The organism is Methanomicrobiales archaeon (assembly GCA_030019205.1).
Classification (GTDB): domain Archaea; phylum Halobacteriota; class Methanomicrobia; order Methanomicrobiales; family JACTUA01; genus JASEFH01.
On the sequence record JASEFH010000025.1, the window covers coordinates 14,285 to 35,161 of the forward strand.

The 20,877-nt window shown below is 60.0% G+C and carries 24 protein-coding genes; 10 read left to right on the top strand and 14 right to left on the bottom strand.

The window, feature by feature from the left end:
• Window positions 1–127 precede the first annotated feature (127 nt).
• Both QMC96_11580 and QMC96_11585 read left to right on the top strand, forming a co-directional pair.
• The gene (locus QMC96_11580; protein ID MDI6877399.1) at window positions 128–292 is read left to right on the top strand and encodes a hypothetical protein; all 165 of its coding nucleotides are present in this window, start codon (window positions 128–130) and stop codon (window positions 290–292) included.
• A 163-nt stretch (window positions 293–455) separates the two neighbouring features.
• Window positions 456–1,046, top strand: coding sequence for an undecaprenyl diphosphate synthase family protein (locus QMC96_11585; GenBank protein MDI6877400.1), 591 nt, complete (start codon window positions 456–458; stop codon window positions 1,044–1,046).
• A gap of 44 nt (window positions 1,047–1,090) precedes the next feature.
• Here the strand turns inward: QMC96_11585 and QMC96_11590 are convergent, their stop codons facing one another.
• The 7 genes from QMC96_11590 to QMC96_11620 all read right to left on the bottom strand — a co-directional run bounded on the left by QMC96_11590 (window position 1,091) and on the right by QMC96_11620 (window position 6,951).
• Entirely contained in the window at window positions 1,091–1,342 is a 252-nt protein-coding gene (locus tag QMC96_11590) for a hypothetical protein (GenBank protein MDI6877401.1), read from the bottom strand.
• Between the two features lie 74 nt (window positions 1,343–1,416).
• Window positions 1,417–2,205 (bottom strand): polyprenyl diphosphate synthase, encoded by a 789-nt coding sequence (gene uppS, locus QMC96_11595; protein MDI6877402.1) that lies wholly within the window; start codon window positions 2,203–2,205, stop codon window positions 1,417–1,419.
• Window positions 2,202–3,176 carry a radical SAM protein gene (locus QMC96_11600; protein MDI6877403.1) on the bottom strand — a complete coding sequence of 325 codons (975 nt, stop codon included), beginning with the start codon at window positions 3,174–3,176 and terminating at the stop codon, window positions 2,202–2,204. The genes uppS and QMC96_11600 overlap by 4 nt, the downstream gene beginning before the upstream one ends.
• Window positions 3,166–4,686 carry a lysine--tRNA ligase gene (gene lysS / locus QMC96_11605; protein MDI6877404.1) on the bottom strand — a complete coding sequence of 507 codons (1,521 nt, stop codon included), beginning with the start codon at window positions 4,684–4,686 and terminating at the stop codon, window positions 3,166–3,168. Before lysS ends, QMC96_11600 begins: the two co-directional genes overlap by 11 nt.
• A gap of 844 nt (window positions 4,687–5,530) precedes the next feature.
• Window positions 5,531–5,926 (bottom strand): Zn-ribbon domain-containing protein, encoded by a 396-nt coding sequence (locus QMC96_11610; GenBank protein ID MDI6877405.1) that lies wholly within the window; start codon window positions 5,924–5,926, stop codon window positions 5,531–5,533.
• A gap of 6 nt (window positions 5,927–5,932) precedes the next feature.
• Window positions 5,933–6,304: a DUF2073 domain-containing protein gene (locus QMC96_11615; GenBank protein ID MDI6877406.1), complete on the bottom strand. Its 372-nt coding sequence runs from the start codon at window positions 6,302–6,304 to the stop codon at window positions 5,933–5,935.
• Between the two features lie 5 nt (window positions 6,305–6,309).
• Entirely contained in the window at window positions 6,310–6,951 is a 642-nt protein-coding gene (locus QMC96_11620; protein ID MDI6877407.1) for an Era-like GTP-binding protein, read from the bottom strand.
• Between the two features lie 215 nt (window positions 6,952–7,166).
• Here QMC96_11620 and QMC96_11625 point away from each other — a divergent pair, with 215 nt between their 5' ends.
• From QMC96_11625 to QMC96_11645, 5 genes are read left to right on the top strand one after another with little or no spacing between them, the layout of a single operon-like run.
• A complete protein-coding gene (locus QMC96_11625) occupies window positions 7,167–7,712 on the top strand; it encodes a CBS domain-containing protein (protein ID MDI6877408.1) in 546 nt (181 codons plus the stop codon).
• Entirely contained in the window at window positions 7,709–8,509 is an 801-nt protein-coding gene (locus tag QMC96_11630) for a CBS domain-containing protein (GenBank protein ID MDI6877409.1), read from the top strand. Before QMC96_11625 ends, QMC96_11630 begins: the two co-directional genes overlap by 4 nt.
• Window position 8,510: 1 nt before the next feature.
• Window positions 8,511–9,452, top strand: a complete 942-nt coding sequence (locus QMC96_11635) for a CBS domain-containing protein (protein MDI6877410.1) — start codon at window positions 8,511–8,513, stop codon at window positions 9,450–9,452.
• A gap of 2 nt (window positions 9,453–9,454) precedes the next feature.
• Window positions 9,455–10,312, top strand: coding sequence for a CBS domain-containing protein (locus QMC96_11640; protein MDI6877411.1), 858 nt, complete (start codon window positions 9,455–9,457; stop codon window positions 10,310–10,312).
• A complete protein-coding gene (locus tag QMC96_11645) occupies window positions 10,309–11,085 on the top strand; it encodes a CBS domain-containing protein (GenBank protein ID MDI6877412.1) in 777 nt (258 codons plus the stop codon). Before QMC96_11640 ends, QMC96_11645 begins: the two co-directional genes overlap by 4 nt.
• Before the next feature lie 233 nt (window positions 11,086–11,318).
• Here the strand turns inward: QMC96_11645 and QMC96_11650 are convergent, their stop codons facing one another.
• Window positions 11,319–12,059 carry an FKBP-type peptidyl-prolyl cis-trans isomerase gene (locus tag QMC96_11650; protein ID MDI6877413.1) on the bottom strand — a complete coding sequence of 247 codons (741 nt, stop codon included), beginning with the start codon at window positions 12,057–12,059 and terminating at the stop codon, window positions 11,319–11,321.
• An 830-nt stretch (window positions 12,060–12,889) separates the two neighbouring features.
• Between QMC96_11650 and cyaB the strand changes: the two genes are divergently transcribed.
• Entirely contained in the window at window positions 12,890–13,432 is a 543-nt protein-coding gene (gene cyaB, locus QMC96_11655) for a class IV adenylate cyclase (GenBank protein ID MDI6877414.1), read from the top strand.
• 7 nt (window positions 13,433–13,439) lie between these two features.
• Here the strand turns inward: cyaB and QMC96_11660 are convergent, their stop codons facing one another.
• The 3 genes from QMC96_11660 to QMC96_11670 all read right to left on the bottom strand — a co-directional run bounded on the left by QMC96_11660 (window position 13,440) and on the right by QMC96_11670 (window position 16,470).
• Window positions 13,440–13,742 (bottom strand): hypothetical protein, encoded by a 303-nt coding sequence (locus tag QMC96_11660; GenBank protein MDI6877415.1) that lies wholly within the window; start codon window positions 13,740–13,742, stop codon window positions 13,440–13,442.
• A gap of 303 nt (window positions 13,743–14,045) precedes the next feature.
• The gene (locus tag QMC96_11665; protein MDI6877416.1) at window positions 14,046–14,687 is read right to left on the bottom strand and encodes a metallophosphoesterase; all 642 of its coding nucleotides are present in this window, start codon (window positions 14,685–14,687) and stop codon (window positions 14,046–14,048) included.
• Window positions 14,688–15,285: 598 nt separating this feature from the next.
• Window positions 15,286–16,470: a TIGR04013 family B12-binding domain/radical SAM domain-containing protein gene (locus QMC96_11670; protein ID MDI6877417.1), complete on the bottom strand. Its 1,185-nt coding sequence runs from the start codon at window positions 16,468–16,470 to the stop codon at window positions 15,286–15,288.
• Between the two features lie 495 nt (window positions 16,471–16,965).
• Between QMC96_11670 and QMC96_11675 the strand changes: the two genes are divergently transcribed.
• Complete coding sequence (locus QMC96_11675; protein MDI6877418.1) at window positions 16,966–17,142, top strand: hypothetical protein; 177 nt, start codon at window positions 16,966–16,968, stop codon at window positions 17,140–17,142.
• A gap of 47 nt (window positions 17,143–17,189) precedes the next feature.
• Here QMC96_11675 and QMC96_11680 read toward each other — a convergent pair whose 3' ends face one another.
• Complete coding sequence (locus QMC96_11680) at window positions 17,190–17,600, bottom strand: DUF126 domain-containing protein (protein ID MDI6877419.1); 411 nt, start codon at window positions 17,598–17,600, stop codon at window positions 17,190–17,192.
• 43 nt (window positions 17,601–17,643) lie between these two features.
• On the opposite strand from QMC96_11680, the gene QMC96_11685 reads away from it, so the two are divergent.
• On the top strand, window positions 17,644–18,810 hold the full coding sequence (locus tag QMC96_11685) for a proteasome-activating nucleotidase (protein ID MDI6877420.1): 1,167 nt from the start codon (window positions 17,644–17,646) through the stop codon (window positions 18,808–18,810).
• Between the two features lie 763 nt (window positions 18,811–19,573).
• On the opposite strand, the gene QMC96_11690 is transcribed toward QMC96_11685, so the two are convergent.
• Together QMC96_11690 and QMC96_11695 are read right to left on the bottom strand one after the other, a co-directional pair.
• Window positions 19,574–20,470, bottom strand: a complete 897-nt coding sequence (locus QMC96_11690) for a tetratricopeptide repeat protein (GenBank protein MDI6877421.1) — start codon at window positions 20,468–20,470, stop codon at window positions 19,574–19,576.
• 18 nt (window positions 20,471–20,488) lie between these two features.
• A complete protein-coding gene (locus tag QMC96_11695) occupies window positions 20,489–20,791 on the bottom strand; it encodes a hypothetical protein (GenBank protein ID MDI6877422.1) in 303 nt (100 codons plus the stop codon).
• Window positions 20,792–20,877 lie beyond the last annotated feature (86 nt).

The window sequence follows — 20,877 nt, forward strand, 5'->3', positions numbered from 1 at the left end:
GGCAGCTCGAGACGCTCGGGCACCGCGGCACCGATACCCGTATAACCTTATGGGAACCAAGTCATGATTGTATGATCTCCGGCATCCTGCGGGATGGCTCCCGGGAATGCATACAGGATGCGGCGCGATGATCCGTGCGACGATCGTCTGCCCCTACTGCCGGTATGTCCGTAAGCTGGACCTCACCGAGGAGGAGATCCGGGGGGAGAGACAGGTCATCGTCTGCTGCTGCATCTGCGGCAATCTCTTTCCGGTCGATGTTCAGCCGACGCTCTGCATCGTACAGGGGTAAACGGCGGTCATCGTGCAGACCGCGCCTGCATCATCGTGCCAATCCCGAGGATCCATCCCCCGCAAAACCCGATCACGGCCATACCAAAAAATAGGTGCAGGGAGCGATCTGATCGTGGTTCTGGCCGGCTGGCAGGCGACAGAGGAGCTGCAGGAGAGTCTGGCTGATGTACTGGATCTATGAATGTCTGCTGGAGCGGAAATTACGGCTGTTCCCGCAGCACATCTGCTTCATGATCACGGGAAGGGATCTCGCATCGGCACCCGGCAAGATCTTGGAAGTGGTGCGATGGTGCCGGGATCTCGGGATTCGCGGGTGCACTTTCCATGTGAGCACGAGAGACCCCCTTCTCGTGGAGCCGTATCTCCCCTCGATCCGGGCGATCCGGGACATCGCACATCTGAGGCTGCATTACGAAAATACGAACGAGGAGTCGGGAGAGGGCATGAATGTGACAGTGGCAATCGGCAAGAGCGGCAGAGCGGAGATCGCGTCGTGCATCCGCAAGATGGCGGAGGATGGCGTCCCGCCCGACGCTGTGGACGAAGAGATGATCGAGGCCTACCTGACCTTCAAGTACACCCCGGATCTGGTCATCAAGACCGGCGAGGATCACCTGACGGATTTCCTGATCTGGCAGTCCGTGTACAGCGAACTCTTCTTCTCCGATGTCAACTGGGAACGCTTCCGGAGGGTGGATTTCCTGCGGGCCCTCCGGGACTACCAGAATCGGAAGAGACGTTACGGCCGGTAAACGGATCAGTGGTCCATTCGGGGTCATTCCGGCCATCTCGCGTTTCAGACCGTGCATACCCTCTGTATCCGCGCCCAGACTCTCTCATGGATGCAGCATGCGTGGCCTGAAGGCAGGTTGGACACCAGCACGAATACAAGTGCGATCTCGTAGCGGTTCGCAATAAGGTATACCGCCAGATAATCGAGCGTCGGGATGAATATCCGGCAGGTGACCGCCTTCACCATTGAGCGGGTCCCCCACGCCGTCTGGCCGTGGCTCCTGGAACTTCCCTGCATCTCGACACCGATTCGCATTCCCGGATCGGCTGCTCAAGAGAGCGGTGCTTCCCTGCAGCACGGATTTCGAACACGGAGGCGGATCTTGATATTCAGGAGGAAAGAAGTTTCCGATCCTGCTCCTTCAGCCGCATTCTCTGATCGTAGACCCGGATCGCGCGCAGAAGGTCCAGCTTCCGGAAGACGGGCCAGTACGGGGCGCAGAAGTAGACCGCACACTCATTGCCGTTTGCCAGCCAGGGAAGGAAGTTGGAGGTGCGGCATTCGTTTCCTGTGCGGATGATCAGGTCAACGGGTGGGAGGTAGCGTCCATCGTTCAGGTGCTTCTCCACAAGCTGCGTCGTGATCGCTTCCGGCGGCAGCGATCCCTCCTTCACCCGGGAGAGAATGGCGCGTGCCGCATGCACGATCTCGTTCCTCCCGCCATAGGCGATGGCGACGTTGAGGAAGAACCTGCTGTAGATACGCGTCGCCTCCTCGGCCGCCTCGATCTTTCGCAGCAGGAACTCCGGCAGCTTGCTGCGATCCCCGATGACCCGGACCCGGATCTGGTTCCGGTGGACCCGTTCGTCCATGACGATGCGATCGAACCTGTCTGAAAATAGGCTGAATAGACCTTCGATTTCACATTTGTCTCGATTAAAGTTCTCTGTTGAGAACGAGTAAAGGGTGATGTATCTGATGCCGATCTCGCGGGCCCAGTCCAGCATCTTTTCCGTGGTATCCGCCCCGAGGCGGTGCCCGGTGGCCGTATCGACCCCGCGCTCCCGCGCATACCGTCGATTGCCATCCTGGATCACACCGATATGGTTCGGGATGTGCCTGCACTGCAGCAGGAGGAGTCGTTCGTACAGCCTCTCCAGACCCGTTCTCGGCTTCACAGCGGCGTCACTTCCACTACAATACCCCCATTGGGGTACCGCTCGATGATAAATTTGTTTCCCGGCAGGCGGTTCTCCATTCTCTTTAAATCTCTCCACCCCAGCTCGAACCGGTTCTCTACCTGCTCCCATGGCACGCCCCGGAGGAGCGCGGTGATCTCCCCCGTTTGGCCATCCATTTCCAGCACGCCATAAACGACGGTCCCGTCCCCGGTCACTTCCTCGAACGGGCGGGCGGTATTGCGGGCGATCCGCTTCAGGCGCTCCCGGAGCTGCACGGAGTCCTTGAACGAGGATGTGCACCAGTGCACTTTCTTCTCCTTTCGGAGCGGAATCGCCCAGCGGTGCGAGTTTTTGATGGCGTTGTGGAGCCCGTCGGCAGGGGAGAGTCTTCTGCGCCGCATCTCGTCTGCGCAGTACTCCCCCCACTCGAGTTCGTTGATGTTCAGAAAGTCGATTAGCGGCAGCGACGGTACGAGTCCATCCAGCCCGGGGAGCGCGGGAACCTCAATACCCACTTCGAAGCCCATCTCGCGCGCCCATTCCGCGGATCGGGCGTACGGGGAGTCCAGGATCCGCGCCCAGCTCTCCTGCGGCGGGTGGAGGCGGATCTCGTCCACGAATCCCCTGAGGGAGGTCAGTTCGTCCCTCGCGGGTGCGCTTCCCGTGTAGAGGTGGATATGGTGTTCTCTCCCGAAGGTGTCTTTCAGGCTCGAGCAGTACTCCACCACGCGATCCAGGACGAGGAGGGGTTCACCGCCGGTGATTCCGCTCCCAAGGGCGCTCATGACCTCTGCCTCCGCCAGCACGTCGCGAACGGAATGAACTTTTCGATCGTTGGCAAAGACCACGTCACGATCCTTCCGCTCACGGGAGAGCGGACAGTACCAGCAGTTACGTCTGCACAGTCCCGTGACGAACAGCACCAGCTTCGCCCCCCGGCGGCAGAGAACGCATCCCTTACTGCGCACGTCTCTCCACTGCCTCCTTTAGCCTCTGGATGACAAAATCCCTGCCTAGGGCTTCCAGAAACCAGCCCAGCCTGGGACCGCGCTCCTGTCCCAGAAACGCCATATACAGGGCCGAAAATATTTTCTTGGCAGGGATCCCCGACTCCTGGGCGACTGCGTACACCCCGTTGTGCAGCTCCTCCGCGGACCAGGCGGGAAGGGCAATCAGGTAATCCCGATACGCACTGAGCCCTGCCTGCTGGTCCAGATCCAGGTTCTCCAGCCCGGACGGCACGTCCTCGGTCACTGCGAATCTGACCGAATCGGGGGCGTACTTCTCCAGCCAAACGAGAGCTCTCCCTGCCTGCCGCAGCACGTTCTCCGGATCGCGGACGTCATAGCCGCTTCTCCGCAGACGCTGCAGGATGCTCTCGCGGTCCGCCGCGATCTGGACGATGGTCACCATGTGACGGAACGGTATCCGCGTCGGAACCGAAGCGATCCGGGAGAGTTCGTACTCGCGGCTATCGGCCGCCCGCTCGACGCGGTCGTACTCATCGATGAGGTGCAGAAGCCCCATGCCCGGATCGAAGTCGATCGCCCGTTCGGGACGGGTGCGGGCGATGAGGTAGCGGAGCACCTCGGGGGGGACGATCTCCAGCATCTCGTCGATGGTCACCGCCACTCCCTTGGAGGAGTGCATCGCGCCCCGACCCTTCAGGCTGATCCATTCGTACATCACCGGGTAAGGGGGATCGCGATGGAAGATCTCCCGCGCGATCCGGGAGCCGCTGTCGTAGGATCCCCCGGCGGTGGCGTGATCCTTCCCGAAGGGCTCCACGGTGACGCCGAAGTGCACCCAGCGCATCGGCCAGTCCACCCGCCACACCAGTTTGCCTTCGCCCCGGGCGTAGTTCGCGATTCCTTCGTGGCAGCAGCCGCAGCGGTAGCGGACCTCGTGCCGATCGGGATCGTGATCCAGGATCTCGGCATTGCTGATTCTTCCGCAGGCGCCGCAGATCGGGTAGAAGGGCGACCAGGTCGTCGGGAGGGTCCTGTTCGAGGTCTGCTCCAGGATCCGCCGGATCTCGTCTCGCTTCTCGAGAACCATCGCGATCTCCTTCGTGTACGATCCGCTGCGGTACTCCCGGCTGGAGTGCAGCACGCGTGGGTGAACATCCATCTCACGGAGGGCTTTTAAAAACGGTTTCAGGAAGTGATCCGCGTAGCTCTCGCAGCCTCCGCAGGGGCAGGGGATGTCCGAGAGCGGCATTCCCACGCAGGTGGCGTAGGTCTCGGGGAGGAAGGGGTATACCTTCCGCAGGGGATCGAAGTCGTCTGCGATGTAGATCAGCTCCGCCTCGAGATCGCGGTCCACCATCGCCTTGTAGACGAGGTCGCCCGTGAGAACCTCCCGCATGTTCCCGATGTGGATCGGGCCCGAGGGGGTGATGCCGGTGGCAACTCTATGCGGAATGTCCTGTGGAACGCTGGCAGCAACAACGTCCGCCCAGTGGATCTTCGAACTCACGCCATCACCGAATCGTTCTGTCTTCCTCTACTATTGGACGCCAGACGTTAAATAAAATCCTGTGACGGCGGAAAGCGTGGCAATCGCGCGGATACACCCCGTCAGAGAGCCCGCAGGAATCATGGGGAGCACTCCCCGCCAGCCGTGCCCGTGATGCTGTTATGAGATCTCCCGATCCGCAGCGAATCCGGGGAGGGGCGAAGCCGGATTCGAGAGAATGGGGGAGACAGGGATCGTACGGGCATCCAGACCCTCAGTCGCGGCATCGCCGGTCAGGGGAAGGCGGGCATCCGGGGTTCGAACAGGCGGAAGGGACCGAATCGCGCCCGCGTCCGGAATCGGTGGCTTCATACCTCCGGGGAGCCGGCGGGAATACCCTGCACTTTCAAATCCCCCGGAGCGATACGCCCGGACAGGGTATCGACAAGTCGCATGACCGTAGGGTGTCGCGGATTCGATCGGTCCTTTCTCTGCGGTTGATGCGGGGAATCTCTCATGGAGAGATGCTGACAGAGGGTGCTCTTGTGATCCTGACAGGAGGGAAATTGCATCGTGTACGAAAGCACGGCGCCCCACGGGATGAACGCACCAGGACAGCGCACCGGAGGGGGGAGGAGGAAAAGGCGGGTCTTCCCCGAGGAGCGATAGAGCCTCTCCCAAGAGGGAAGAAGAGTCTGCAATCTTTCCTCCGCAGCGGCCGATAATCGAGGGGGCGAAACCAGGAGGGCGGACAGCACCCCGAGCAGTGCGTCAGATCCCACCCGTTCACCAATCCCGTTCAAAAAGAGCCCGTTGCCCCCTCGAAGGGGCCATCCGGAGATCGGCAGCCGAGATCCCGCCGGCCCTATCTGTCCTTTCTCCTCTTTTCGCGGCTGACGACAGTTCTTCTGGCCATGGAGGTTATGTCGACCATGTATTTTCCTTCCTGACCGATACCCACCACGACCTCGTCGCTCTTCGCCAGCTTCTCGATATTCAGCTCGTAGGAGCCCGGACCCAGAATGCGGATGCTCTCGACCCGATCGAAGTAATTGGCCTCTCTCTCGCCCCTTACCTCCAGCACCTCTTCCCTGCCCTCTTCAGCAAGGGCGGACACCGGCTTCTCTTCGAGCACGTCCCGATGCCGTTCGGACTCCCGCACGTAGAGGAACTTCTTCCCGCCGCAGCTCGGGCAGCCCTTCAGGATCTCCGTGGAGCCGTCCTCGAACTCGCGCCCGCACGTGGTGCACTTGTGAGGCATCCCCCTTCACCTTGACGAGACCCAGGCGCTGATCATATCCCTGTCCTTTTTAATGGTCTTCAGCTGGCTTGCAGGCCCGATCACCGTCAGACGCCCTTCCGCCTTCCTCCCGAACAGCCGCCCGAGAAACCCGCCGATCCCCTCGCCCCCCTCTCTGACGGGGTAGGTCTCCATCTCGATGCCGTTGAAGCCGTCGGGGCGGATCTCCATCATGGTCAGCTCGATCAGCTTGCTGGCCTCGTCGGGTGCAAGACCCTTCTCCAGCACGACGATGTTGCCTTCCTTCACATCGTCCAGGATGAGGCGGATCTTCTCCATCGAGGTGAGCTTGGAGAGGCGGTCTTCGGATATCAGGTCTATCTGGACACCCTGCAGCATTCCCCTCACCCAAAGTATTCGGTCATCGCTTCGTAGAGCTGCTCGACATTGTTCCCTTCCAGGCTGGATATGGGGATGACCGGATGCTGCGGGAACGCGCTCTTGATCCGCGCAGGGGAGGCGTCGGGCAGATCGATCTTGTTCGCCACGATGAGTACCGGCAGGTTTCTGCTCTCGATGATCCCCACCATCATGATATTAACCTGCATGAAGGGATCCTGCGTGCTGTCCAGCATGTAGATGACCCCATCGATATCCTCCCGCAGCCAGTGCATCGCCTCGGCTACACCCTCCGTCGCCTCCCGAGCCCGTTTGACGGCTTCGTCCTTCTCGAGACCGTACTCCAGGAACTCCCGGTAGTCGATCTTCGTGGTGACTCCCGGCGTATCCACGATATCGATGGTGATGGCGCTGCCGTTGGCACCGGTGATCGTGATGTTCTCCTTTCTTCGAGCGCGGCGTGTCTCGTGCGGGATTTCACTCACAGGGCCGACAGCATCGCCTGTCCAGTCCCGAACGATCCTATTGGCAAGAGTGGTCTTACCGGCATTGGGAGGACCGTAAATGCCAATTCTCGATGTCTTTTTCCTGAAGAAGAATCGCAAAAACCTCGAGAATCCTTTTTTGACTCGAATAAGGAGACTCATCGCACACCCCAGATCTGCAGTATCACTATATCCATTGCGGATAAATATAATTTTATATACGCAACGGTGCGAGATTCACCCGTATCTGTAAATTTCTGGAAGAGGTCAGAAGAATTCTTTTATACAATTGACTCGTATGATACAGCTGAAATGTTCGGCGTGTTACAGCGTTCGACAGGAAATGGGGTGATCCCTTGAACAACCGACGTGGCCCAATGCAGTTCGAAACCCGCGTCCCCCTACGCGAGGTGATGCGCTCGCGGGCTACCACCATCGATGCCGATGCCAGCGTAGCACGAGCTGCCGAGATGATGTGCCGTGATGAAGTCGGCAGCTGTATCGTGCTGCAGCGCAACATGCCAACCGGTATCGTCACAGAGGAGGATATCAACTGCAAAGTTGTTGCAAAGGACCTGAAGCCGAGCAGCGTTCCCGTGCGCCAGATCATGAGTACTCCTCTGATCACGATCGGCGCCGACAAGACCGTAGGGGATGCCGCCCATCTGATGGTCAGCAAACGCGTACGGAGACTCCCCGTCGTAGAGGGGCAGAAGGTCGTGGGGATCGTCACCGTTCGGGACATTCTCTCGATTGCCACGGTGATGAACGACATCATGGCCGAGCTCATCACGATCAACCGCGAGGAGCCGGTCGAGATGGGCGTATGCAGCCGTTGCGGCATCATGTCCGATGACCTGCGGCGGGTGGACGATCAGCTGATTCTCTGCCCGACGTGCCGCGAAGAGGAGCGCCTCGTATGAAAGTCGCCTGCGACGTCATGATGGAGGTCCCGGTGCTCTCCGAGCACGACCACCTGACGAAGGCCCGACAGATCCTCCGGGACGACGTATTCCGCGAGGCGTACGTCAGGGACGACGACAAGAAGAGGCTGATCGGCTATATCGACATATCGGACGTGCTGATCCTGACAACGACCAAATCGAACGTGGAAGTAACCGCATTCATGAAGGATCCCCCGATGGTCCATGCGGGGGACAGCCTGGAATCTGTCGCGCGGGAGATTCGAGGCCATATGACCGACAGCGCTGCCGTCGTGGACGAGAAGGGGTGCATCATGGGCGGGATCCTGCTCTCCGAGATATTCCCGATCCTGATTGCACGCCACGAGTTCCGGGGAACGGTATCCGACTACATGAGCACGGATGTCGTGACCTGCCACGCGGACGAGCACGTTCAAAAAGTATATAACCTCATAGTGGCGAGCGGATTCACGGCGTTTCCCGTATTGAAGGACAACGTGCTGGTCGGCATGATCTCCCGGCGCGATGTCCTGAACGCCGGACGGGTGCGGCGGGCCCTTGAGGGCAATATCAACGTTAAGATCGAGAGAGAGCCGACCAATACCCGGGTGGAGAACCTCATGAACACTCCCGTGATCACCGTCGCACCGGACGAATCCATCAGTGCCGCCGCCCGGCTCCTGGTGAAGCACGATATCAGCAGAATGCCCGTTGTCCAGGATGGGAGAATCGTCGGAATCGTTGACCGTCACGACATTCTGGAAGGGCTGGTCGTCGAGAGTCCAAAGGAGCATTGAGATGCACCGCAATAATCGGATGAACAAGCAAGCTGACAGGCTCTTGAAGATGCCGGGCAAACTCGATCGAGGCCCGGTGGACTTCGAAACCCGTATCTCCCGCCAGGAGGGCGAGATCATGGCGGTCGCCACGAGAGACGTCATCTCCGTGACTCCCACCATTCCCATCCTGGAGGCGGTGAAAACGATGACGGAATGCGGATTTCGGCGTCTTCCCGTCACGGATGCGGGGACCCGCAGGCTGCGAGGAATCGTGACCGCCGGTGACATCATCGACCTGATGGGCGGGGGGAGCAAGTTCAACCTGGTGAAAAGGAAGCATGCGGGAAATCTTCTCGCTGCCATCAACGACAGCATCCGGGAGATCATGACCCAGCAGGTGATCACCATCCAGAACGATGCCCGAATCGCGGATGCTGTCAGCATCATCATCGAGAAGAAGATCGGGGGGATCCCCATCACCGACGACGAAGGGATCCTCGAGGGCATCGTCACGGAACGGGATGTGATGCGGATTCTCTGCTCCGAAAGCAGCATGGTGCCCGTCGAGGCGGCAATGAGCCGCAGTCTGCGGGTGACAACGCCGGAGAGCACCATCGGCATGGCGACGCGGGAGATGCTGGTGCATAAGTTCCGGCGCCTTCCTGTGGTCGCCGATGGCGTCCTGTTCGGTATCGTGACCAGCTCGGACATCATCCGTTACCTGGGCAACGGCCAGATCTTCCAGAAGCTGGTTACCGGGGATGTGGCGGAAGTAATGGGACTACCGGTGCGGACTCTGGTGTGCGGGGACCTCCATACCATCGAGCCGGATCGCACCATCTCGGAAGCCGCATCCGTGATGCTCAGCAGGGGCGTGGGTGCGCTACCGGTCATCGAGGACGCGCGGCTGGTAGGCATCATCACCGAGCACGATCTGGTGAAGGCGTTTTCCGGGGTGTGAGCATGCAGGCATCGGATGTGATGTCCTCGCCGGTGTATGTGGTATCCCCCCATGAGCCCGTCAGCCGCGCCCGGAGTCTGATGCTGAAACACCGGATCTCCCGGGTTCCGGTGATGGATGAGGGGCACCTGGTCGGAATCCTGACCAAGAAGGATATTGCCTACCGCCTCCGGCAGAGTGAACCCGTCTGGCGCCGCAGACCCATCGATCGGATCCCGGTGGAGATCCTGATGGTCCGGAATCCCATCACCATCGGCCCGAACACCCCCATGCAGGAGATTGCGAGGCTGATGCTGAAGGAGGACATCAGCGGGCTGCCGGTCGCGGATGGAGAGACGGTGCTCGGAATCGTTACCAAGTCCGATGTGCTGAAGTCGGAGGCGGTACGGAGAATCCCTCTGTCGGTCGGCGATCTGATGACCGACGTGATGACGGTCACCCGCTATCACTCGCTCGATCATGTCATCGATCTCATGAGCGAACGGCACGACAAGCTGATCGTGGTGAACGATAACGGATCGATCGCCGGGATCATCACGGAGAGCAATGTGGCCTTCTTCGTCTTCGTCCAGAACGACCCGGATCGGGTAGAGGCCGGCGTTCCCGCCAAAGAGATCACACTGCTCCGCAAGGCTGTGCCGGGTGGCAGGAAGCAGTTCCGCGACGTGATTGAGGTCTCCAGCGTCGCCGAAGACGTGATGTCCCGACCTGTCATCACCCTGCCCGTGAGCGCTCCGCTCTCCGAGGCGGTTCAGCGAATGCAGCAGCACCATATCACGAGCGTTGTTGCGGTCGGAGAGAACGACGAACTCAGAGGAATTGTGAAACGAGACGATATCATTCGTGAGGTGGCAAAATGAGCGAAGATGTGCTCATCAGAGATGTGATGTCAAAACCCATAACCATCGCAAAATCGGCATTTGTCACGGAAGCGCTGGACAAGATGCTGGATGGGGGTGTCGATCCCCTGATCGTCACCAACAACGGCGACGTCGTGGGAACGATATCCCGCAAGTCCATTGCCCGCAAACTGGGCAGAAGGCAGGCTTCCAACATCGCAGCAACATCCATCCACGTGGCAAACAGCGTTGAGCACGACTTCACCTCCGCGTATCCGGACCAGAACATCGACGTGCTGATCCCGCTTCTCCAGGTCTACAAGCTGGTTGTGGTGCTGGACGAGGAGCACCGCCTGGTGGGGCAGGTGACCGCCGGGGATCTGCTGCGCGTTGTCGAGCCGGTCGGCGAGATCGAGGACGTGATGGTCCCGGCCTGCGTCATCCAGACCGACGAGCGGGTCGTGCATCTTCGCCGCAGGATGCTCGACGACGGGATCGACAAGTTCGTGGCGGTGGAAGGAGGGGAACCCATGGGTGTCGTCACGGAGACGGATGTGGCAAACGCCATGCGGGCATTCAAAGAGGTGGTGGAGGAGAAGTACCAGGACCACCGCATCCGCAACCTGATCGTGCGGGACATCATGAGCACCCCGATCATCTCCGCCGAGAAGAGCAGCAACATCTCCACGATCGTGGAGATGTTGCTCTCCCGCAACATCAGCACCATACCCATCACGGAGAACGGGAGAGTCATCGGCATGGTGACGCGCGAGTCTCTCGTGAAAGCTCTTTAATACCCATTTTTTTAATCCGTTCATGGAACAGAGCAGATTATCCGTCAGGATTCTGGTCGTGCATTTTCTTTCGTTTGCGATGTCCCGCGCATGGCATTGGGGAATCCCGCCTGCTCCCGAGGATACAGGGCATCCGCCATCCCGCCACATCGTCAGGAGATCGGGAACGGTGAGGAAACGGAAACGCGCGAGAAGAAGGATCTTCCTGACTTTCAGGCATCGAAAAAGAGGGTTTATTCTTCGAGCGGTTGTTGCGGTGTCCCCGCCGGCGACCTGCCCGCTTCTTCCGCCCCAGGGGCCTCTTCCGCGGGTCTTGCGGGCCGCTTGAAGGTCTCAAGCAGCACGATCTCTGCTACATCCGGCAGGTACTCAAACGTCTCGTGGACAACCCGGCTCCTCCAGATGAGCCAGCGCCGATCGTACGTGATGGCAGGCGGAAGATGGATTGTCACGGTGCCGTTCTCGAACGCCACGTCCATGTCCCGCTGGACATAGAGCCGGATCAGGCCCTTTACCCGATTCTCCACCCCATCGACGGTACCTTCGACGCGATAGGTATAGTGAACAGTCTTGCCGGCGAGCGGGCTGTTGAAGTCGACGACGGCGCGCCGTCCGATCACATTGGTGACAACGCCCTCCCGATCTTCGAGCTTCACCTGCATCCCGACGAACGGCTTCTCCTTGAAGTTGGTTATGGGGATGGACTCGACGAGGCTATCGTCGTGAGGCCCGAACGCCTTCTCGGGCGGAACGTCAACTTCACCCTCCCCGCCGACCTCCGCGCCCATCAGGGCATCCTCGAGCCCGGCGACCACGTGCCCGCTTCCGAGCCGGATCATGATCGGGCCGTATCGGGCGGAAGGGTTATGAATCCCCGCCTCTTTTGCGATCTCCTCGTCCGTTGTATCGAATACATTGTCATCGATCCGACCGGTATAGGATACATGGATAAAATCTCCTTCTCCCAGTGGCATCTGGTATTCACCTTGTCTATATTAAGTCACGATGAATCAATTTAAAGGTAGCTTCAGGTGGAGTACGAGGCAATGGCCGTTTCCAGGGAAATCGTGCACCTGTCTCCTGCCGTCACGCCTGCAGGAACGCCGTTCGGTTTCCCGTTCGGGATATCTGGAGGCGGTGTGGCGGGACGGCGAAGGGCAGGTCGACTGGGCTAGTCGGCGGCGAGTCGGAGGCGATCGGGGTTTGCCGTCCTCCGTGCCCCGAGGGAGCCGGTTCCAGCGCCCGGAGAGCAGTGCCGGAATGTTGTCAGAATATCCACGGGTTCTTTGCTCTGCCGGCCGGTACAACGATTCCGAATCCCCGTCCTTCGGGGCGGGCGCAGCAGGAGAAAGGCATGGCTTCGGCATCCCCCTTCCGTGCGGAAGCGGCCGGTACCGGTTAAACAGAATCGTACCATGCCGAACCGGGAGGAACAACTCCGATATCGGTGAATGAAAGAGCCCTTCACGTTCCGCAACATCCCCGATGCGAGATGGAGAAATGACGGGGAGAAACACGCACCCTCCATTCCTCGGCCGGTGGGATCCGGATGCTCCTTCCCCCGAAAGGTTCCCGGCCCGAAGCCTGGTTCTGTCCTCCGCGCCGGTTGCGGGGTATGGACCGTGGGACAACAGGAGGCGGAATCGGAGTCGCCGCTTCCGGCCGCCCGGACTGCGGTGCCCCGAATTGGCATTCGTCTCCCCCAGAGGCCCCGGAGCGGGACGGCCCTGGCGGGAGGGTGGCGAGCCGTCCGCACATCCAGAATTTAATGCTGATCGAACGACAGAAATGTATTCGGATCAACATGCTCGAGATCGAGGCAAAAGTGCGGGTTGCGGACCTGGACGCGGTGCGGGCCCGTCTCAAAGCCCGGGGATCGCGGCTCTCCGGGCGTTCCGTCGAGAGGGATGTCTACTACAACGCCCCGCATCGGGATTTTGGAGAGACCGACGAAGCGTTGCGGATGCGGTACGCAGGGAGTTCCTGCGTCGTGACGTACAAAGGCCCGAAACGGCCTGGTTCGGGGCTCAAGGTGCGCGATGAGTTGAACGTCGGGGTGGAGCCCGGCGGGGAGTTCGAGCAGATTCTGCGGAATCTGGGCTTCAGAGCGGTTCACGAGGTGGTTAAGACGCGCGAGGTGTACGCGGTACCGGGGGCCACGGTCATGCTCGACGAGGTCGAGGATCTCGGCAGTTTCGTGGAGATCGAGGCATCGGCGGGTCTCGGGGAGGTGTCGGCGGCGGATCGGGTGAACCGGCTGGTAGAGGAGCTCGGACTTCCCAAAGAGTATGTCCCGCTGTCCTACCTGGAACTGGCACTCGCCAGGGACCGGGCTTCTCCGGGCTGATACTGCATCAGGGAAGCACCCTCACCATATTGTCGAGTGCATTCTCCAGGATATGCTTGGCGGCCTGAAGATTCCGCGCCGTGGAAGGGGGGAGGGAACTCTGACGGGACGCCTGCACCATCCGCAGCGTGATGACGAACTCTTTTATCTGCGATCTGGCTCTGGCAAGCGCCTTCTTCGCGCCCTCCAGGTCGCCCGCATCGAGGAGGAATCTGGCAGCGGAAAGTTCGCGCTGCATCTCCGCTGCAATATCGCGTGCCACAGCCATATCGATGTAGCACGATTCCAGTTCCTGCAGGATCTCGTCCATCAGTATGGGAACCGGCCGCGCTGGCGACGGAGGACGGAATACACGGGTCTTCATTGTCTCGGATATACTCTCCATTTCCATCACGGGCTGCATCAATTCCTGTATCGCACTATCGGACGTGTATGATAATAAAATAATAAAATCTTCCCGGTTTTAGCACTGAACCGATGAGCTCGATTAGCGAACCGGACGGATTCATGCTCGTTGAATTGCGGAGCAATATCCGACTGGGGGGGAGACCGGGTGAGCCGCCCCTCTCCGGCAACGGAAAGGGGGGAGAGCCGGAAAGACCTGTAGGAAGGATCAGAAGGTCAGAAGCTGTATTGAGATGTCCCGCGGCTCGCTTCCGAACTCGAGGATGGCGCAGTGGCCTCTTGATCCCTCGCCGGGGTTGACGATCTTCACACCCTCAATCTCCATCGCGCCCCTCTGTTCATGAATGTGGGCGGTGCAGACCAGATCGAAATGCTTTATGTACCTCCGGATAGCAGGGCTGCCAACGTGCTTACCATCGATCAGATCCAGCGTACCCTCGGGGGGTGCATGGGTGATCAGGATGTTGTGGACATTCCGCTCCATGCCTTCGGTGAGAGTGCGCAGTATCGCATCGATCTCCTCCTCGGAGAGTTCGAAAGGCGTATCGAACGGGGTGGTATTCGAACCCCCGATGCCGAGTATGGTCATGTTCCCGATGGTCATGGAGTTGCGGTGCAGGCATACGGCGCTCGATTCGTCCAGCGCATCCAGTACATCCCGTGGGTCGCAGTTGCCGGGGATGGCAAGACAGGGCACATCGATACGGGAGACGACAGATAGAATCGATTCGGATGGGCCAAAGTGGGTGATATCGCCTGCCAGGAAGACCAGGTCGGGTTCGAGACTCAGGAAAGAGTCGAGCTTTCCGAACTGGCCGTGCATGTCGGCGAGCAGGAGAACTCTTGTCATTGTACCATGATCCGTCTGCTCCGTAAAAAATGTTATCGGGGGAAACGTGCGCACTGCCATCGGTCTTTCCGGTGGAAATGAGAGGCTTCTCGCCCTGCGAACAGGGGTACGGGCGGGTGCAGGGAAGAGGCGTGTCCATCGAATCCGGCGATGCTATCCCGGTAAGGGGCGCACGGTGACGCGAGCAGCCGATCCCGCATTTCTGCGGCACCCTCGAGGAACCGACCGGGCGGGAGCACGGGTTGCCGCACCCCCGGGCCAGCGCCTCAGAATCCCCCATCGCCGCACCGATGCGGAGAGCGGAGCATGGGAGCGGTGCCGTGAGCGGCAGAGCCCGAACGCACCCTTGCAAGCAGGGATGGTAGGCCTCCCCCCAGCATCCCGAAGTCCTGCGCTCCTTGTCGGAGCGTGGAATCGAATCCGGCGCGTTTGGCCGTACCGAGAATGAAGGGGGAATACTGGCACCAGACCATCCCACCGGAGGTCCTGACAGGGCATGGGAACGGAAAGGGGATCACCGTCGTAGCGGGACGGCCGGGATGCAGCGGAATCACGGCAGGATCCCTTCCCGAGCGCCCTCCTGCGGTGCAGAGCCCGTTCACCGCTCGAGCGGGCTGCTCCCGGGAAGGTGCCGCACCTTCGAGCCATGGCGGGATCGGCGCCCCGCATCCCGGGGCGGCTCGAGGGCATCGTCCACCCTTCTCCATGAGCCGGTGAGCCTGCCCTGCAGGGCAAGCCGCCCGAGAGTTCGCTCCGTCTCTCTGAGCAGACTGCGGGGAGCGGTTCCTGCCAGAGGGGTACCGGGCAGGGGCGTGAATGCATGGATATGCACCAATCCATGACGCGATGCCCAGAGAATGAGCCGTTCCGTCTCTCTCTGGTCCGCATCGGTCTCGAACGGGAACCCCACGATGAAGTCCACCACGGGAGTGAATCCATGCTCGCAGGCGAGCTCCACCGCCCGGATGACGTCTGCGGTCGTATGCCCGCGGCGAAGCCGCTGCAGGATCGCATCGCTGCCGGACTGTGCGCCGAAGTGAATCTTCGTATTTGCGCAGTAGCGGGATATGAGCTCGAGCGCTTCGTCGGTAACGAACTCGGGCCGCACTTCGCTCGGGAAAGTCCCGAAGTAGATGTTGCCTCTCAGCCGTGCGAGGAGCTTCTCGACCCGATCGAGGCGGGGCCGCCTTCCGTCGGAGCCGTATGCCAGTGCATTCGGGGTCACGAACCGGATGTCCTGATAGCGCGATGCCGCCGTTTCGATGCACGAGAGAGAACGATGCCGCATGCAGCGGCCGAAGAGGCGGGGGGTCTGGCAGTAGGCGCAATGATGAGGGCACCCGCGGGTAATCTCGATATAGCCTTTCACCGTGGAGAACGGAGGATACGCATCAAGGATCACAGTCTCCTCTGCCGGGTGGAAGCCGTCAACCGTCGCCACACCCGGGGGGATCCCCTGTCTTCCCGCCTCGATCCAAGACAGGAGCCTGGGCAGTGCACGCTCTCCCTCGCCCACAACCACATAATCCGCATACTCCGCCACCTCGCGGTAGCATGCAGAGGCATGGGGGCCGCCCACGATGGTGATGCAGGGGGCCTGCCGAATCTCGCGCCTGTATGCCCGTTCGTTGATCGAGTTCAGACTGTAGCATGTGACATCCGCGGACGGACGGTCCACAGGATGCAGGCGGTATCCTTCTCTTTCGCAGGCGGCGAATAGTGCTGCAAACGTGTTTCTGGCAGCGCCGATGGATCTCCAGTTAACGGTTAGAGAGGACGGCATAGAGCGGTGAATGCACCTGAGATATCTTCAGTGCGTTCTCATGATAGTATCTCCGGTTCGTCAGGGACTGGTCGGCATCCGGATCCCCGGCATTCCGTTCCCCAGCGGAGGGCACAGAAAAAGAGTCTTTGTTAATAAATAATTTAATATTGCCATAGATTATATTTATGAATTTATTTTTATTTAATCGATGATTTTTGTTTATTTATCATATTAGAAAAAATAAAATATGAATATATTATTGATAACGTTTTTATAATATAACTGATAAATACAATCACATCGAATATTCGACCGGAGACGATCGTCCTGCCCCTGAGACCGAACCGGCAACCGCCAGTCAGAAGCCCCCCGCGCGGCAAACGAGAGCACTTCACGCACAAGTTCATCATCTACTGCCAGGGGAAGAAGGGGAGGGGGGGCGATGGGCGGGGCCGGGCCTCTTTTCCGGACCAGTGCCTGTACGTCGAGATCAAAAGTCCCGAGACGGTGCTGTTGCCGCGGCTGGAGAAGGAGCTGAAGAAAATGAACGGAAGAGCCTTCCGGATCGTGAAGTACAAACCGGAGATTCTCAAACTCTTCCCGCATTTCGAGATAGCCCGCTGCAACTCCCCGGAACAGCTGATGGGCCACCTCAGCGCCCTAACCAATCCCGAGGGCGCAGATGGATGAAACGGTCCTGGAAAAGAGATCAAACGGCGGTTGGACAGCCTCGGCCGTTAATCGGTCAGTTCCCCTTGGTATATCATCTCGCCGGCGTCGCCGTCCACCGCTGCCTGCGTGCCATTCACGAGCCGTGACAGCGATACTTCAAGACGATCGATGACGGGGATCCCTGCCATGATAGCACCCACTGCAATGATCGGCTCTGCCTCTTCGTTGACGATCGCAGCCGGCGCCCTGCCATTCTGTTTGAGAGCGTACAGCACGTACGAACCCACGGTCGAACCTTTCCCGTGGCTAAATACCAGCACCCTGCCCGCGATCGTCTCTCCAAAGAGAGGGTGCCCTTTTTCGACGATCCTGCCTGATTCCGGGTCGACGCCGGATAGGAACGATATCGGCGCCGGGCTCACGAGCACCGCGCCCTTTCCGGTACCCCGTGCAATACCTCTGCCTCTGAGAATCATAAAGCACACCTAATAAATGTCTAGAGATACAATATATACAGGGATGGAAGACACCGTCATCAACACAAGTGGCGATATCGATCTATATAAACTGCAGCTTCAGGAACTTACCGCCCAGCTCCTCGACCTGAAGATGAAGAACGAGATCCAGCACAAGGAGATCAACCAGCTGAAACGGGAGAATAACCAGCTGAAGAGAATGCCCTACTTCGTCGGGGTCGTGATCGATCTTCTCGGCAACGGGGAGGTGTATGTCCGACAGCAGGGCAACAACCAGGAGTACATCACTCAGGTGAACGAGGAGCTGTACAAGAGCCTGAAGGCCGGAACCAAGGTCGCGGTGAATAACGCACTCTCCATCGTGAAAGTGATCGGCAACATCTACGATGCGCGGGTGCGGGTCATGGAGCTCGACGAGTCCCCCGACGTGACATTCGAGAATATCGGAGGGCTCTGGGACCAGATCGAGGAGGTCCGCGAGGCCGTGGAGTACCCCCTGACAAAGCCCGAGATCTTCCGTCATATCGGCGTAGAGCCTCCCAAGGGCGTCCTCCTCCACGGTCCGCCCGGCACCGGGAAGACTCTCATCGCGAAGGCGGTCGCGCACAACGCGAAAGCGACGTTCATCCGGATGTCGGGGAGCGAGCTCGTTCACAAGTTCATCGGTGAAGGAGCGCAGCTGGTCCGCGAACTCTTCACGCTGGCGCGGGAGCGTGCGCCCTCCATCGTCTTCATCGACGAGATCGACGCGATCGGCAGCATGCGCACCCACGACGGCACATCCGGCAGTGCGGAGGTCCAGCGCACCCTGATGCAGCTGCTGGCCGGCATGGACGGGTTCGACAACCGCGGCGACGTGCGCATCATGGGTGCAACCAACCGCCTGGACATGCTCGATCCCGCGCTGCTGCGCCCGGGGCGGTTCGACCGCATCATCGAGATTCCTCTCCCGAACGCAGAGGGTCGGCGCGAGATCCTGCGCATCCACACCGCGAAGCTGCGCATGAGCGACGTCAACCTCGAGGAGATCGTGAAGAGGACAGAGCGCGCCACGGGCGCGGAGCTCCAGGCGATCTGCCGCGAGGCCGGCATGATGGCGGTGCGCAGGAATGCGCAGGCGATCGAGCAGTCGGACTTCCTCCGCGCGGTTCGCAAAGTCAGGGCAGAACCCCCGCCGGTCCCCCCGATCGACAACCGCATGTGGACATGAATCCGGAATTCGAGCCCCCAGTATACCTTTTTTCCGCCTGATTGCCATCGGATTTATCATACCGGGAATTCTCCCCGTGCCCGCATCCGACCACCCGGAAGGTGGCGGACGAGCGGGACGCCACGAGCTGCCATTTTAACGACCCTCTCCCAGCCCTGAGCCGCCCCCCCGGAAGGGACAGGTGGTACGGGGCATACAGAACGTCTCTTGCCTCCCACGATCCGAATTCGGAACCGGGACGACAGCCTGCAAATGCTGTACGCATCCGGTCCCGGTTCATTGGGGATGCGATCCGGTCTGTCGCACCGGGGATAGAGGGGGAATCACGGGCGGTACGTTCCGCGCTCCCTCACCTGCAATACGAACACACAGGGGGAAGCGGTGGACCGGGAGAAATCCCGTCTCCGTGTACGAGGGGCCCCGTTCGACATCCTGCGCCGCTGATCGCAGCCCCAGGATCCCGCTCGGGGGAATCTACAGCATCCACCGCCCGCACGGGATGCCGCGGGGGAAGCCACGTGGCTGCCTCTTTCATGAAATTCGAACTCCCTCCCCCTTTCCGTTCCAGGGGAGGGGCGTCAGCGTCCATTCCCCGCGGATCTCCACCGATACCTTTTCTCATCCCCGAAACGTCACCAATAGGGATTCGGGACAGTCTTTCCGGGAGGGCGGCGCGTTCGTGCACCGGCAGGAGGGCTGCAGGCATCCCCCACTCCGCCCATCGGAGGAGGAAGGTGATGGCCGGAAGGGGATCGTGCGCGCACTACTGGGACTGCCTCTCAGGGGGTATATCCAGCTCCTGGATCAGCCTGTCGATGAAGTTGGACTGGATCTCAAGGATGATGCCGAGTTTCCCGATCAACTCCTCCTCTCTGGCCAGAATGGCGGAGAGTTCGCGAATCATCTCTCTCTGGTCATGGATCTGGTCCTTGAGCGCGGTGGAGTCCTGTTCGAGCCGGTTTCTGAAGAGAATCCATGAGGTTTCTTCTATCTGGGCAAGAAATCGCCGCACCGTCTCCTCGTACGCCTGTATCTCATTGAGGGTGTCACCGGTATTCGGTGGCAGCGCCATGCTCGGATGCCGTGCGCGAGTCGTGCTGCGGACTTCCGGCGGACATTCCGCATCCCGGCCGTCTCCGGGGCTGTTCGAGACGCACTCTCTGCTCTCCAGCAGGAGCCTGCACCGTGCGATCGCTTCTGCAAGCCGCTCATCGTGCTCCGGGTTCAGGCCGCGAGCTGTGGTATAACAGGCCAGAGCCTCGTCATACTTGTGGAGAGTCGCCAGGACGTCCCCTTTCGACTCCCACGCGGCACCGTACTCGGGGTTGATCTCGATCGCCCGCTCCAGGCAGGGGAGCGCTTCGCTGCTTCTACCGATAAGGTGAAGAACAAACCCCTTGATGTACCAGATGTTCGAGGCGGAGGGATTGATCTCGAGGGAGCGGTCATAGCACTCCACAGCTTCGGAATACTGCTTCAGGCTCACATAGCAGTTGCCCTTCCTCCCCCATGCGATCGCAGCGATGGCGGAGCGGCTGTCCATCTCGAGGGCCTGCGAGAAGCACCTGATGGCCTCTTCGAAATTTTTCCTGTTGAACTGCTCGATCCCCTCGTTCACGATCCGGGAGGGGCTCGTTGCGGGGAGTAACAATCTCCACATGGCAGCGTCCGTGCCCTCCTATAAGCCGCTCTCCGTTGCGGTCTCGATCTCTTCCCCCTCTTCCTTTGCCAGATTCCGGACGCACCTCTCCTGGACGTCCAGGACCGCTTCCATCCGTGCCAGGAGCTTCTGCTCCCGCTGGATCAGATCGTGCAACTCCCGGAGGATCTGCTTCTCCTCAGAAACCTGCTCCCGCAGCGCTATTGACTCCTGACCGATCCTGCTCTGGACGATCTTCCACTGGGTCCTCTCCAGTTCGGTCAGGAACTGCCGGATGGTCTCATTCAGAAGTTGACCCTTCTCTGCATGCTCCCCTACCATATGTAAGGATTGGATGGCGCCTCCATAAAAAGAGGTCATCCCAAAACCCTCCAGATCATTAGGGCACAGGCCAGGTATATGAGCCC